The sequence below is a fragment of the Pseudoduganella violacea genome, assembly GCF_014191875.1.
Lineage (GTDB): Bacteria > Pseudomonadota > Gammaproteobacteria > Burkholderiales > Burkholderiaceae_D > Rugamonas > Rugamonas violacea_A.
Window position 1 is genome coordinate 11851 of record NZ_JACHXD010000019.1, and the last position, 14034, is coordinate 25884.

Here is a 14034-nt window from a genome sequence, read left to right on the forward strand (position 1 = left end):
AGTATGCAGTTTTGTCCACCAAGCTCCCGCGCAGACAAGGGATGCGGCTGGACCTGCGCATCCAAAGAGGAACCGCAATGTCCAAAATTACCGTGCTTTGCGCTGACGCCGCCGTCCACACCGCCCTGCAGTACACCTTGAGTCCATGCGATGAAATCGAATTGATGGATGGGGTGTTGCAGCCCGAACAGCAGCTACTGGCGTTTGCCCATACGCAGCAGCCCGACCTGTTACTGCTGGACGGAGACCGCGACTACATCGCGCTCTTGGCGGCCATGCGCCTGGTCAGTCCAGCGGCCAGGCCGATTATTTTTTATGATTTTTGCGGCCACCGCGAGGTCATCGAAGCGATCACCTACGGCGCCAAAGGATGTCTCCAAAAGACGTCCGATCCAGCCGGATGGGAGAAAGCCATTCGCCTGGTGTATCAGGGCCATATCTGGCTGACGCGCCAGCTGCTGGAGGAGTCGCTTGATTGGCTGCTACACCACCATGACCGGCAGTTTCTGCCCGAGCCCAAGCCAAAACGGATTACGCCGCGGGAGTGGGAAGTGCTCCATTGGGTCAGTCAAGGCATGACCAACAAAGAAGTCGCCCGGCAACTCGATATCAGCGACACGACCGTCAAAACCCACCTGCAGCATGTCTTCAAGAAGCTGGAGATTCGTCGACGCCAGTTGCTGCCCCTCGCCTAGCCAACGCACCTGCCCAGCGGTGCGCTGTCGCGCGCATCACACTCCCCCTGCATGACGTACTACCTCACGCATCGCCCTCCCGTGAACGGCACGGACTACGCCTATTTGCGTGCGTCCACGACACTTCCCAAAGCGTGATGCACATACGCTATTCGGATGATAGTCATACTGCATAACGGTCACTAAGCTTCATCCATAACCGGCCGGGGGCTGGGTGAAGCTCACCCGAAAGAGGCGCATCCACCGCGAATTGGCTTACGCCCACTGCGGCGTCCAGCGCATTTGTGCTGCCGGAGAAATCAGGGGAACGTCACCACCACTCCCACGACATCAAAAAGCTAGGTAAGGAGAATAACAATGGCCAAGGCAATCAAACCGTCCGTGAATCTGGATCAATGGGCCGACGGTGCAGCACCCGACTTGCCGGTATTGAGCGGATCACAGGCCGATCAGTGGCAAAACGGCAATCTCGGCTCCTCGCAGGCGCACTATTCTGAGGGCGAGTCCGTTCCCTATCGTGCCGTTTTTTCGGGCCTCAAGGAAGGCAATACCTATTGGGTGACGGTACAGTGGGATACCACCAAGTCCGGCGTCCATGCACTCGATTACATCAACACCTGGAACGCCAGCTTTCCCGGCAGTCGAAATGAGACCGTTCCGGTACCCACACAAGGTGTGGCCGATCCGCTGAACACCTTGAATCTCGTTTCGAGCGCCGCCATTCCACACGATCCGAACGCCCCTGCCAGCCAGCAGGCCGGGCAATTCACCCTGTTTGGCGGCGCCACCTTCCTGAACTACGTCCTGGCCGGCCCGGATGGTAAATTCGGCACCAATGACGACATTGACCTACCCAGCTCCGTCAACCCCTACACCCTGCTCGGCAGTTACGGGGGCGACAGTTCGACCCAGATCACCCTCAAGTTTGTCTACAACGGCAACAACGACAGTACCGCCGGCGAGATCGGTTCCGCAGTCCTGGCATGGGGCGGACACATCGCCACGCGTGCCGATTGGGGGGCCGGCAACTCGGCCGCCGCGATTGCTGGCTCGCCCTACCACACCAGCCTGACCGCTTTTGCGGACAATGACCCGAGTACGTCCGAGAGCGTGGGCCAGCAGGACCGCTCGCTGTCGAGCGCCGCCGTCACGTTCCCTGGCACCATCGTCGTGGCCAAGGAAACCAGCCCGGATGGCAACACAACTCAATCCTTCAACTTCGAGCTGACCCGGCCAGCGAACGCCGTCGACGTCATTGGCGGCAAACTCGACATCAGTGGCGATGGGGTGATCGATGGTAAGGATGACGGACGCTTCACCGATGCCGGTGGAGAATCCTTTAATGTTACCGACGGCAATGTGAGCGACGTGGCAGGTGGCGACGGACTGGTCGGCACGTATGCGATCGTGGGCGCGGGCCTGGACATCAATGCCTCGGGAACGCTGACCGCCGACGATAAGTTCACCAACTTGGCCGGGGTCGGCGTGGCTGTGTTTTCGCTCAAGGATGGCGAATCGCGCACGTTCAACAACTTGCCCGAATTCGGCCCCTACACCGTGAAAGAAGTCAACATTCCCACAGACTGGGACCTGACCAGCATCGGGACGTCGGTCACGAACATCAACAATGTCACCACCACGGGAACGATCGCCAATCCGGCCGGTGACCAGACGACGATCACGCTTGCCGAGGCCGACAGCTGGAAACTGACCTTCAACGACGCGTTTGTGGCGGCGCCAAGTGTCTCGATCCTGAAATCGGTGGCCGATGTGGACGGCGGCGGCGGCGCGGCGCACGCCAACGCGGCCGGCGACGTGATCCGCTATGCCATCGTCATTGGCAATACCGGGAATGTGCCGCTAACCGGAGTGAACGTGACGGACAAGGTGGAGGGGCTGGGCGCCACCAACGCCACCTACGTCAGCGGCGATAGTAACAACAACAACCAGCTCGACACCAACGAGAGCTGGACCTACAGCGCGAGCTACACAGTCCAGCAAAGCGACCTCGATGGCAATGGCGGTGGGGACGGCGATATCGACAACACGGCAACCGTGACCACGGCGCAGACCCAGCTGAAGGATTCTTCCGCATCGGTCCCGCTGGACCTCACGCGGGCACTGGCCATCGACAAGCAATTTATCAACGTCACCGGCGGCAACAACAATGCCGCGGCCGACGCCGTCGGTGACGTGATCCACTATCAGATGCTGGTCACCAACACCGGCAACACGGCACTCGACAATGTGCAGGTGAGCGACCCGCTACTGACCAATGAAACATTCTTCGGCGGCGATACGGACAACGACGGCCGGCTCGATGTGGGCGAGACCTGGGCCTACACGGGCAGCTACACCGTAACGCAAGCCGACCTGGACGGCCTGGGCAATGCCGGTAGCGACCGAGACATCGACAACACCGCCACGGCCACCGCCAACAACACCCCGCCGGCGCAGGACTCGGTCGAAGTACCGCTGTCGGTCACACGGGGGCTGGCTATCGACAAGCAATTTGTCAACGTCACCGGTGGCAATAACAATACCGTAGCCGATGCCGTGGGCGACGTGATCCACTACCAGATGCTGGTCACCAACACCGGCAACACGGCACTCGACAATGTGCAGGTGAGCGACCCATTGCTGACCGACGAAACATTCTTTGGCGGCGACACGGACAACGACGGCCGGCTCGATGTGGGCGAAACCTGGGCCTACACGGGCAGCTACACCGTAACGCAAGCCGACCTGGACGGCCAGGGCAATGCCGGTAACGACTTTGATATCGACAACACCGCCACCGCCACCGCCAACAACACCCCACCGGTGCAGGATTCGGTCGAAGTGCCGCTGTCGGTCACGCGGGCACTGGCCATCGACAAGCAATTTGTCAACGTTACCGACGGCAATGGCAATACTGTCGCAGATGCCGCAGGGGACATCATCCACTACCAGATGCTGGTCACCAACACCGGCACCACCGCCCTTGAGAACGTGCAGGTGAGCGACCCATTGCTGACCAACGAAACATTCTTTGGCGGCGACACGGACAACGACGGCCGACTGGATGTGGGAGAAACCTGGGCCTACACGGGCAGCTACACCGTGACCCAGGCCGACCTGGACGGCAATGGCGGCGGCGACGGTGATATCGACAATACCGCCACCGCCACCGCGGACAGCACGCCACCGGCGCAGGATTCTGTGGCGGTACCGTTGACCTACAATCCGGCGATGAGCATCACCAAGACTGCCGACCGGTCGACCGCCAATCTGAACGATGTGATCAATTACACCATGCTGGTGGCCAACACCGGGAATGTTACCCTGACCGGGGTGACCCTGAACGACCCACTGCTGTCGAACGAAGCCTATGCCAGTGGTGACGGTAACAGCAATGGCAAACTCGATGTCGGCGAAACCTGGACTTATACGGGCACCTACACTGTCACGCAGGCCGTGATCGACCATAATGGCGTCGACGCCAATGGCAACTTCGACAACGACCACGACATCGACAACACCGCCACGGCCGATAGCGACCAGACCGCACCCGTGAGCGCCAGTGCAGCCGTGGGATTGTTTGACTTCGGAGCAGTGTCGATTGATGTCGTCAAATTCGTTTCAGTGGACGGTGGCCAAACCTGGCAGGATGCCAACTTGCCGACAGGCCCGGTGCTGTTGGCGGGAACAAATCCACTGTTCAAGTTTGAGGTTACCGGCGATCCGTTCGTGACACTGAACAACGTGATCCTCAGCGACTCCGACCCGACATTCGATCTGAACGGGACAGATCCCGGCACCGGCCTCTTGATCGGCACCCTGGCCCCGGGCCAAAAATACACATTGGTGTATGACGGCGCTACCTTCCACGCAGGACAGCACACCGATACCGCATCGGTCGAGGGCACCACGGTTCTCGGCGAGACGGTACATGATTCAGACGACGCCAATTACTTCGGTTTTTCGCCGATCACAGTCAGCGGCCACCCACAGTTCAATTTCCCGAACGACCTGGAAAAAATCCAACCCAAGCTACAGGGTAACGATGCATTCATTATCAATCCACTTGGCTACATCTCATGGGATCTGTTTACGTCCGACAATAAGCTGGCGAACATCGATACCGCCGCCAACTTCCTGTCGCGGTACACCGGTTTGACCGTGTCGATTCAGGAAATCTGGAACAGCGTGGCCATCGGCGATAAAACCACGTCGGGAGCGGACGCCATCTATCGCATCTATGTCGCCAACGAGAGCGCGGCGTCGATCGCGCTCGATAACAGCCACAACATCGTCGAGTACGATATCGTCGCCTTGTCGACCAACAAGGGCCTGGTGGACTTGATCAATTCCGATCCGCTGATCGGCAACTTCAACAACTTCAGTAATATCGAGAACGCGATCGGTAAGGCTGGCAACGGCTTTACGATCGGCAATACGCCGGTCATTACGCCAAATGCCGACCGTATCTGGAGCAGCACCGACGTCACCGGAACCGGGACCAATGAAACCCCAGCGCCGGTTGTCGGCATCGACGGCAGCGCTGGTAACGACGCGATTTACGGCCGCAACAATGGCCCCGCGACGACCGAGGTGCTCAGCGGCGGCGCCGGCAACGACATGATCGAGGCGCGCGACGGCGGCGATACGGTCAATGGTGGCGCCGGCAACGACTACCTGTTCGGCTCCCTGTCGAGCGACGCGCTAAATGGTGGCGACGGCAACGACATCCTGTTTGGCGGCTACGGGGCCGACTCGCTCACTGGCGGCGCCGGCAACGATACCTTCATCTTGCGCAAAGGCGACTTCGACACGATCCTCGACTTTGACGTGACCGCCGGCGGCGGCGACCAACTGAAAGTATGGCTGCAGTCACTGGATAACGTGGCCGCAACGGGCACCCATACCACTTCGTACGACATCGGCAGCGGCATCGTTTTTGTGGACAGCGCACCGGTAGTCCAACTGGTAGGAAGCTATACCGAAGCCCAAGTGCTCAGTCACTTGATCCTCACCTGATGAATGGACCACCTGCTTCCACCTTGGTGGAAGCAGGCTCCAGTCACGCCAAACCGTTGATTGACATAAGGAATCGCACCATGAACAAACAAACCGGCATTGCCAAGGAGAGCGCCGCCCAACCGTCGCGTACCGCACAGGCAGACATCGAACTGCGGCCAGTAGACCATTCCGACCAACCAATCCTGGCCAACTTCGTCGCATTGCAAGCGAGCCCCGGATTGGTCTTTCTGGATTTTGGTTTTCTTGATTTCCAGGCAATCAATTCCATTGCGCGCCTTGCCAATGACAATACGACCGGGCCCACATCGTTTCGTGGAAGGCTGGTATGCCGCGTGGCACTCACAGGCGACACCGTGGCAAGCCTTGTCAGGCAGTTGAACCAGCTCGTGCAGCCACACCGTCCTGAACAAGTGAATCAACCCCACCAGGAGCGGCTCGAAACGGCAGCCAAGGAACCCAGTCTCCATTAGCACGCGAACAGCGCTGGCCAGGCAAGAAGGTAGCCTGGCCAGCACCACGCCAGGGCGATACAAAAGGAAATCATGGACTCGTGAGAAGCGATCTTACTGCAGCGCATCCCAACATAGCGGCCTCCATTGTCGGAGCAGCCTATACGCCGAACAAGGGGCCACCCCGCTCCCTTGCTCATCATCCTTATCCTCGCGCTCTTGCGTGCACCGAAAAACGCCCGCAAACCCACCTGTTTCAATTGGATTGACAAGCAGCGAAGCCAGACCATCGTAGGCATTTGTATCACGGAAGGAGCCCACGATGAATCAGGCAAATTTAGATACCGCACAAGCCATGCTACGTGCACTGGTCGCCGGTGCGTCTTGCGAGCATATCGCCAAGCTGCACGGCGTCACCAAATCGACCGTGTCGCAGCACATTCGCCAGCTGGCCGGCGAGCTGCAGCGCGTAGTGGGCGTGCTCGGCGTGGATGAGGAAACCTCGCCGACGGCCCATCTGATCCGCCGTTATGGCACCGACTACCTGGAAGCAGTGGAGCATTTCGTGCCAGCCGCAGCCATTGCGCCCGACACCTTGTCCGGCATGGTCACGCCGCGCCAGATCGATCAGTACGTGGCCAAGATCGCGCGGCACAGCCGCTGCGTACGGCGCGATACGGCGTTGCTGCTGACACTCTTTCTCACCGCTGCCAAACCCATCGAGATCGCGCAACTCGCGGTCAGCGACTACCTTGACGCCGCCGGCCAATCGCGCACCACGTCGACGCTGCGCCCCGAAATCGCCACCGGCCGCACCGCGCGCCTCTTGCACTTTAGCTGTCCCCGCACCTGCGCGGCGATTGACGCCTACCTGGCCGAGCGCGTGCGCAAAGGCTGGGGAACCCATCCGCACACCAGCTACCGCGGCCTGGACCCGGCCAGCCGACTCTTTCTCTCCCGCGACGGCCAGAGCATGCGCATCCGGCCGGGCGGCGGCACCAGCCAGCAGTATCTGTGCAAGGAAATCCATGAAATCTACCGCCGCATTTTCGGCTATGGTGGCATGCCCGGCATCCGCACCGCGTGCGCCCGCCAGATGGCGGCCCGCCAGCTCAAGGCGCGCGGCGCCGCCACGCAGGAGATCGGCGCGGTGCTGGGCCTGAAAAAGCTCGCCGTGCACAAGCTGCTGCGCAACGCGGCGCCAGCCCGCCATAGCTGATGCGCGGGTGGCGCGTTCCGTTCCGCCGCAGCACGGTGGGATGACCACACCGTACAGCGCGCAACCAGCGCCCCGCTTGCACAGGCAGCATGCCATGGGAGCATGGATGCACTGATCCCCATGACAGGAGAACGCAATGAACGCCCACTCCCTGAGCACGCTGCCGCCGCGCGCCACCGCCCCCACCCTCCTGGGCCAGCGCCAGGTCCGCATTCCCACCGCTGGCAAGATCCGGGCCGGCATCAAGGTGCTGACCAAGGCGGCCGCCAGCGATCCGCGCATCCGCACCTTGTACGAACAGGGTCTGGCCCAGCACGCGACGTTTGAGCAGATCGAGCAACGCATTGCGGCCGCGTTCCCGGAGGTGAAAAGCCCGCTGGTACCGAAAAACGTGGCCTGGTTCACGGTGCGGCCCAACGACTTTCCCAATCCGGCGCTGGCCGCCCAGATCCTAGCAGCCTATGGCGAAGATCGCGGCGACGGCGTGGCCCGGCTCTACCGCTTCCCGGTGGTCTTTCCCGCCGATACCTGGCAGGCGGTGATGCCGCATGAGCTCGCCTGCTGGGGGCGCAATGAAAAGCGCTACTGGAGCACCTATGCCGAGGACGGCCACACCCGCCACTGCACCATGTTCGCGCCGGCCAAGATGGATCCCAATCGGCAACGCGCCGTGCGCCTCTTCGGCGGGCGCGCCACCCAGCTACGCCCCGAGAACGGCGGGCGCTGCGATCCGGAGGTCTGTCCGGAATTCCAGAGCCGCCAGTGCAATCTGTCCGGGCGCTTTATCTTCTACATCCCCGGCATCCGCTCACTCGACGCGTTCGAGCTGCACACCAACAGCTTCTACGCCATGAGCCGCGCCATCGAGCGCTTCGAGGCCATCGCCTTCATGCGCGGCGGACGCCTGGCGGGATTCCTCGACCACGAGCGCACGCCGCTATACCTGACCAAACACTTACGCGAGGTGTCCCACATCGATCCGAAAACGGGCCAACCGGTGCGCAGCGCACACTGGATCATCGAACTGGAGGCGCCGGTCGACGTCGCGGCCTTGCTCAGTCCACCCGATGACGAGAGCGTGCTGCGGCAAGCGGCCCAGTCGGTGCAGGCGCTGCAGGGCCATGCCGGGTTCGGCACCGACACGCCGCCCCAGGCGGACTTGACCGAGACGCCAGCGCCGGTGCGCGAGTCCAGCGTTGCCCCGCGCGCGTCGGCCGCCCCACCCGCGCCAGCGGGCGCGGAAACGGGAACAGGAGAAGCCGATGCCACCGACATCGATGCCATCCACGCCTTGGCCGCCAGCTATGGCGTCGCACCGGAACGCTTCGACGCCTTCGCCGACTGGTGCTGGGGCGCCGGCTGGCGACGCAACCGCCAGGGCCGTGCGCGTGCGCTGGCCGAGCTGCAACGCTACCGCGACGAACCGGCGCGTTTTATCGCGCGCATCCACGACGAACTCGGCGACCAATAAGAACCTGCAAGGAGTCCATCATGACACGACGCATTGCCCATTTCTCCGACCTGCACTATGCCAACGACACCCTGGCCGAAGTCGATGCTTGCTTTGGCCATGCCATCGACGCGGCCATCGCCCAGCACGCCGAGGTGGCCATCATCACCGGCGACACCACCGACCATGCCCTGCCGGTGCATGCCCCCGCCTTTGCCGCGCTGGCACGCCAGATCCGGCGCCTGGCCGAGCATTGCCCGGTGCTGATGCTGCAGGGCACCTACAGCCATGAACCGCTCGGTACGCTGGGGGTGTTTCCCCTCCTGGGCGGGCGGCACCCCATCCATGTGGCCGAGCGCATCGGGCAAGTGGCGTTGAGCAGCCGCGGACAATGGCACGCTTCGCCCGGCTGGCGTTTCGACACGGTACCCGAGGGCTGCGCGCTGCTGTGTTCCTGCCTGCCCACCCTGAACAAGGGCATGCTGGCGGCGGCCGTCGGCGCGAGCCATGCGGCGCTGGCCATGGGCGAGGAACTGGCCCAGGTACTGCACGGGTTTGCGCCCACGCACGAGGCGTGCCGGGCACGCGGTATTCCCACCGTCGGCCTGTCGCATGGCACCGTGATCGGCTGCCTGACCGAACATGGCGTGCCGATGGCGGGACTGGACCATGAATTCACCGCCGGCGCCCTGTTTCGCGCCGGCGCCAGCGCCTTCATGCTGGGGCATATCCACCGCCACCAAGCCTGGCAGCAGGCGGGCCAGGTGATTGCCTATCCCGGCTCCATCGGCCGCCTGCACCACGGCGAGCAAGGCGAGAAAGGTTTTTTGCTGTGGCAGGTCGGCGCCCATGCGGCCAGCGCCACGCTCATCCCCACCCCGGCGCGGCGCATGGTGGAATTCGCCTTCGACGGGCCGCCCGACATGGCGGCGCTGCGCCAGTGGGCTAGTAGCCAGCAAACCGAGGGGGCCTGGGTCCGGGTGCGCTGGACGGTGGCCGACACCGCGCGCCACCTTGCCGACCGCGATGCCATCGCCCAGCTGTTTCAAGGCGCGGCAGGCCTCAAGCTCGAGGGCCGGGTCGTGCCGACCGTGCGCGCCAGGGCCGCCGGCATCGGACGCGACGCGTCGCTACGCCACCAGCTTGCGCACTGGGCCGAGGTGACGGGTGCGCAGGCCGGTGCGCTGTGCGACTGCCTGGACCAGTTGACGCGACATCGTCCAGAGGATATTGCCAGCCAGATCCTGTTGCACGCGACGCACAGCCCAACGCCGACCGATCGCGCAGCGCCGGAAGCAATGGCGCCAGCGGCACGCGCGCTGGCCGCCTGATGGTCCGGCGCCTTCCATCATCGCTTGCACTACTGGGCACCGGCGCGACACTGGTGTCCTTCACAGGAGATTGCCATGCTTGCTCGACACCTTACCTTAACCGGCTTTATCGGCATCCGTGACGGCCTTGGCCATGCCAGCATCACCCTGGACTTCGCCCGCGACACCGCCGGCGCGGCCCTGGTCGCCATCACCGGCCGCAACGGCCGCGGCAAGACTACCATCCTCGACAATATGACACCCTACCCCGTCATGCCCTCGAAAGCCGGCCAGGATGGCCTGGGCGCCTTTTCCTACTACGACGAGGTCTATCTACCCGAGAACGAGAAAATCCTGGAGTGGGAGATGCACGGTGTGCTGTACCGCTCGCATCTGGTCATCCGCCTGGGCGGCAAGCGCCGCACCGAAGCCTACCTGCACCAGCACAACGGGCAGGATTGGGAACCTGCGCGCCTGGCCGACGGCACGCTCTCCGATGGCCGCATGGAGAGCTACCAGCGCTGTGTCGAGGCCATCGCCGGTCCCGCGGCCACCTTCTTCACCACCGCGTTTTCGGCCCAGCACCGGCGCCAGCTCTCCGCCTACCGCCATGCGGAAATCAAGGGGCTGCTGGCCGACCTGCTGGGTCTGGAACAGCTCAAGGCGCTGAGCGCCCAGGCCGGCGACACGGCACGCCTCTTGCGTACGGGCTTGTCCGGCCTACGCGAGCAATTGACCGCGCTACGGACCGAGCAAGCGCAGTTGCAGGAAGAAGACGTTCGTCTGGACGCCACCGTCCGCGGCGCCGACCTGGCCCGGCAAAACCGCCACATCGCCCTGGCAAGGCTGGATACGCGCAAGGCGGCATTGGCCGCCCTGCACACCGAACAGGTACTGGCCGCCGACCACGACGCGCGCCGCAGCCAACTACTGGCGGAGCGGCAGCAGTGCCTGGCACGCGGCCGCGCGACACTGGCCGATATCGGGCAGCAAATACAGGCGGAACAAGCAAGGCTGCTCCAGGCGCGGCAGCGCTACGCCCAGCGGATGGCGGCCTGGGAAACCGATCTGGCGGCGCTGCGCGCGCAGCGTACCGAGCTGCAGGACGTCCTGCAGACAGGCCCGCGCGTGGCGCGTGCCGCCTCGCGCCTACCATTGCTCCAGCGTCTGCATGCCCGGCGCAGCGCCGTGGCCGAGGCGCGGCAAGCGCAGGTCAGGCGATGCGAGCAGCTGCAAACCTGCATCACCGTGCTCCAGGCCCAGCTGAAGACGGTCGAGCACGAAGCGGGGCTGGCCGTGCTCAAGGCGCAGGAGCTGCGGCAGCGCTTTGCGCTGACCACCCAGGTGCCCTGCCATGGCAGCGCGCTGCAGGAACGTTGCCAGCTCCTGGCCGACGCCCGGGCGGCACAGCCCTTGCTGCCCGACGCCAGCGCCACCGTCCAGCGCCTGAACACCACGCACCAGGCATTGCTGCTGGAGGCGGCCCAACTCAAGGCGCAGCTCGCGCAACTGGCCGGCGCGCCAGACGCGTTCGGCCAGGCAGCCGCCCGGTTGCGGCGCACCCAGGCCGCCCTCGCCAACGCGCAGCAACTGGCCGCCCGGGAAGCGGACATCCGGCGCGCCAGCGCAAACCTCAGCTATGCCGAGGCGCGTATCGGCACCCTGTTGGCCCAGGCGCCCACCGGCGAGACCGGGGATGGGGATGGGGGCGAGCAGGACGCCGTCGCGGCACGGCTCGCGACCCTCGCTGCCCAAGAAGCGGGCACGGCGCTGCGCGAGCGCGACGCGCTAGCCTGCATCGATGCCCTGCTGGCCACCTTGCCGCAGCCGCCGGATCCCGCCGCCATGGACCATGCGACGCGTGCCCTGACCCAGGCGCAGACTGCCTGCGATGGCGCCGAAGCGGCCTTCCTGGCCACCCTGCGCGCCCAGCAACAGCGCGAGGAGCTGGCGCGGCGCCACGCCTCCAACGTACGCAAAGAAGCCATATTGGCAACGCACGCCGCTCACATCGAATCACAACTGGCGATCTGGCTGATGTTTGCCAAGAGCATGGGCAATGAGGGCATTGTCGCGCTGGTCATTGAAGACGCCGGCCCGGACCTGTCGGCACTGACCAACGATCTGCTCGCTGCCTGCTACGGCCCGCGCTTTTCGGTTGCCATCCGGACGCAGTTGGAAAACAGCAAGGGGGATGTCAAGGAAGGTTTTGAGATCACGGTGCACGACGCCGAGAACGGTTCGGCCAAGAGCGTGGCCAAGATGAGCGGCGGCGAGCGCATCTGGATCAACGAGTGCCTGACGCGGGCCATGGCCCTGTATTTGAACAGCACCGCCACGCGCCGGCCGCAGACGCTGTTCTCGGACGAGGCGGACGGCGCCTTTGACGAGCAGCACAAACGGCAGTTTATGGCGATGAAACGCGAGGTACTGCGTATCGGTGGCTATGCGCAGGAATATTTCATCTCGCATACGCCCGAGTTGGCCGCCATGGCGGACGCCGTGATCGATCTCGATCAGTTCGTGCCGTTGTCGACTACCTGAGCAGCTTGCCATACGTGGTTCTGAACAAGATCGGCGCAATGGGCATCTGCGCTGGTGCCGGATATACCGCCAACGCGGCCATCAACGACCGTCGAATCAAGGCCGAGGGTACCGTAAGCGCCGTCAACATCGGTTCCATGTTCCGCAACCGCTGGGAAAATAATATCCGTGACGCCGATGCCATGCCGGCCTTGGACGGTGGTTCCCAAGCCAGGACCGCAGATGCCGGTGGCCAACCGCCTCCACAGCATTGGGTATCGCTCGTCTTGTTTTTGACGAGCGTGGCGTCTAAAACCTTTCAAATTGAAAAAAGCGGAACCAGTGGGAACGTGCTCTCCAGATGGCGCGGCTGGGCAAGGTGACACATAACTTGACCTTAGGGTTCGACCCTGCTTGTCAGATTGGTGCCCTTGCCCATTTCCATCTGAAAGTCCGGACAGTATCTGAGGCTACGCGGTTCACGCAAGCCAGCATACGAGGAGGGAAAAGCCATGGACACACACGTTTGGCGAGCACGGTGTGCTACCTACCCGACGCATCAGGTGCGGGGTTTCAGCATCTTTTCAACAATCCCAAGAATGGCCTGGCGGCGCAAGATGCGCGGCAATATGCTGAGGGCGCGATTCGCACGTCCGGCGACATGGTGGCTCACACCCCGGTCAAGCGCGCGCAAACCCTCGGTAACGACAGCATCAACTGGCATCCGTTTGCCGACCGCTGCCTCGGCAGCACCAACCACATCAAAAAAGGCAGTGTCGGTCGCACCCGGACACAAAGCCAGAATGCGAACACCGCGTGTCCGGTTCTCAGCCCATAGCGCCTCCGAAAATGACAGTACGAATGCCTTGGTCGCGCCATAAATGGCCATATACGGATCAGGCTGCAAAGCGGCAGTCGACGCCACGTTGATGATCGCTCCTTCGCCAGAGGCCAGCATGGCGGGCAGCGCGGCATGGGTAAGCTCCACGACTGCATTGCAGTTGAGGGAGATCTCCAGAACTTGGCGCTGTAGCGGAATGTCTTCAAAGCGGCCATGCGTTGCAAATCCGGCGTTGTTGATCAGGAGGTCCGGCACTAGGCCGAGAGCGCAAGCTCGCGCATAGGCATCGGTCGCGGCGCCGGGCACCGTCAGGTCAACCGGCATCGCCTCAGCGCGAATGCCGTGTTTCTGCGCCAGTTCCCTGGCAAGCCCAGCCAGAATTCCAGCAGAGCGCGCCACCAGGACCAGATTGACGCCGCGTGCAGCTAACGCCTGCGCAAAGGCACGTCCGATGCCGGAAGATGCGCCGGTGATCAATACTGTTTTATTGCAAAATTTAAAAGGTTTCATTGTCTATGTGAACGA

At 63.1% G+C, this 14034-nt stretch carries 9 protein-coding genes; 8 read left to right on the forward strand and 1 reads right to left on the reverse strand.

Annotated features, from left to right (window positions below; all coding sequences use genetic code 11):
* Positions 1–77: 77 nt before the first annotated feature.
* The 8 genes from FHS03_RS23785 to FHS03_RS28295 all read left to right on the forward strand — a co-directional run bounded on the left by FHS03_RS23785 (position 78) and on the right by FHS03_RS28295 (position 13051).
* Positions 78–695 (forward strand): LuxR C-terminal-related transcriptional regulator, encoded by a 618-nt coding sequence (locus tag FHS03_RS23785; RefSeq protein WP_183443388.1) that lies wholly within the window; start codon positions 78–80, stop codon positions 693–695.
* Between the two features lie 357 nt (positions 696–1052).
* On the forward strand, positions 1053–5714 hold the full coding sequence (locus FHS03_RS23790; protein WP_183443389.1) for a beta strand repeat-containing protein: 4662 nt from the start codon (positions 1053–1055) through the stop codon (positions 5712–5714).
* An 80-nt stretch (positions 5715–5794) separates the two neighbouring features.
* Positions 5795–6187, forward strand: coding sequence for a hypothetical protein (locus FHS03_RS23795; protein ID WP_183443390.1), 393 nt, complete (start codon positions 5795–5797; stop codon positions 6185–6187).
* A gap of 334 nt (positions 6188–6521) precedes the next feature.
* On the forward strand, positions 6522–7385 hold the full coding sequence (locus tag FHS03_RS23800) for a hypothetical protein (RefSeq protein ID WP_183443391.1): 864 nt from the start codon (positions 6522–6524) through the stop codon (positions 7383–7385).
* A gap of 136 nt (positions 7386–7521) precedes the next feature.
* Positions 7522–8856 (forward strand): recombination directionality factor, encoded by a 1335-nt coding sequence (locus tag FHS03_RS23805; RefSeq protein ID WP_183443392.1) that lies wholly within the window; start codon positions 7522–7524, stop codon positions 8854–8856.
* 20 nt (positions 8857–8876) lie between these two features.
* On the forward strand, positions 8877–10166 hold the full coding sequence (locus FHS03_RS23810) for a metallophosphoesterase family protein (protein WP_183443393.1): 1290 nt from the start codon (positions 8877–8879) through the stop codon (positions 10164–10166).
* Between the two features lie 75 nt (positions 10167–10241).
* Entirely contained in the window at positions 10242–12689 is a 2448-nt protein-coding gene (locus FHS03_RS23815) for a DNA repair protein (protein WP_183443394.1), read from the forward strand.
* Between the two features lie 14 nt (positions 12690–12703).
* Positions 12704–13051 (forward strand): hypothetical protein, encoded by a 348-nt coding sequence (locus FHS03_RS28295; RefSeq protein WP_229426378.1) that lies wholly within the window; start codon positions 12704–12706, stop codon positions 13049–13051.
* A 176-nt stretch (positions 13052–13227) separates the two neighbouring features.
* Here FHS03_RS28295 and FHS03_RS23825 read toward each other — a convergent pair whose 3' ends face one another.
* Positions 13228–14019, reverse strand: coding sequence for an SDR family NAD(P)-dependent oxidoreductase (locus FHS03_RS23825; protein ID WP_183443395.1), 792 nt, complete (start codon positions 14017–14019; stop codon positions 13228–13230).
* Between the last annotated feature and the right edge of the window lie 15 nt (positions 14020–14034).

Bases quoted from the DNA above. Each gene is read 5' to 3' on its own strand.
- FHS03_RS23805 (WP_183443392.1), top strand. From the start codon at position 7,522: ATGAACGCCCACTCCCTGAGCACGCTGCCGCCGCGCGCCACCGCCCCC.
- FHS03_RS23795 (WP_183443390.1), top strand. From the start codon at position 5,795: ATGAACAAACAAACCGGCATTGCCAAGGAGAGCGCCGCCCAACCGTCG.
- FHS03_RS23785 (WP_183443388.1), top strand. From the start codon at position 78: ATGTCCAAAATTACCGTGCTTTGCGCTGACGCCGCCGTCCACACCGCC.
- FHS03_RS23800 (WP_183443391.1), top strand. From the start codon at position 6,522: ATGCTACGTGCACTGGTCGCCGGTGCGTCTTGCGAGCATATCGCCAAG.
- FHS03_RS23790 (WP_183443389.1), top strand. From the start codon at position 1,053: ATGGCCAAGGCAATCAAACCGTCCGTGAATCTGGATCAATGGGCCGAC.
- FHS03_RS23815 (WP_183443394.1), top strand. From the start codon at position 10,242: ATGCTTGCTCGACACCTTACCTTAACCGGCTTTATCGGCATCCGTGAC.
- FHS03_RS23810 (WP_183443393.1), top strand. From the start codon at position 8,877: ATGACACGACGCATTGCCCATTTCTCCGACCTGCACTATGCCAACGAC.
- FHS03_RS23825 (WP_183443395.1), bottom strand. From the start codon at position 14,019: ATGAAACCTTTTAAATTTTGCAATAAAACAGTATTGATCACCGGCGCA.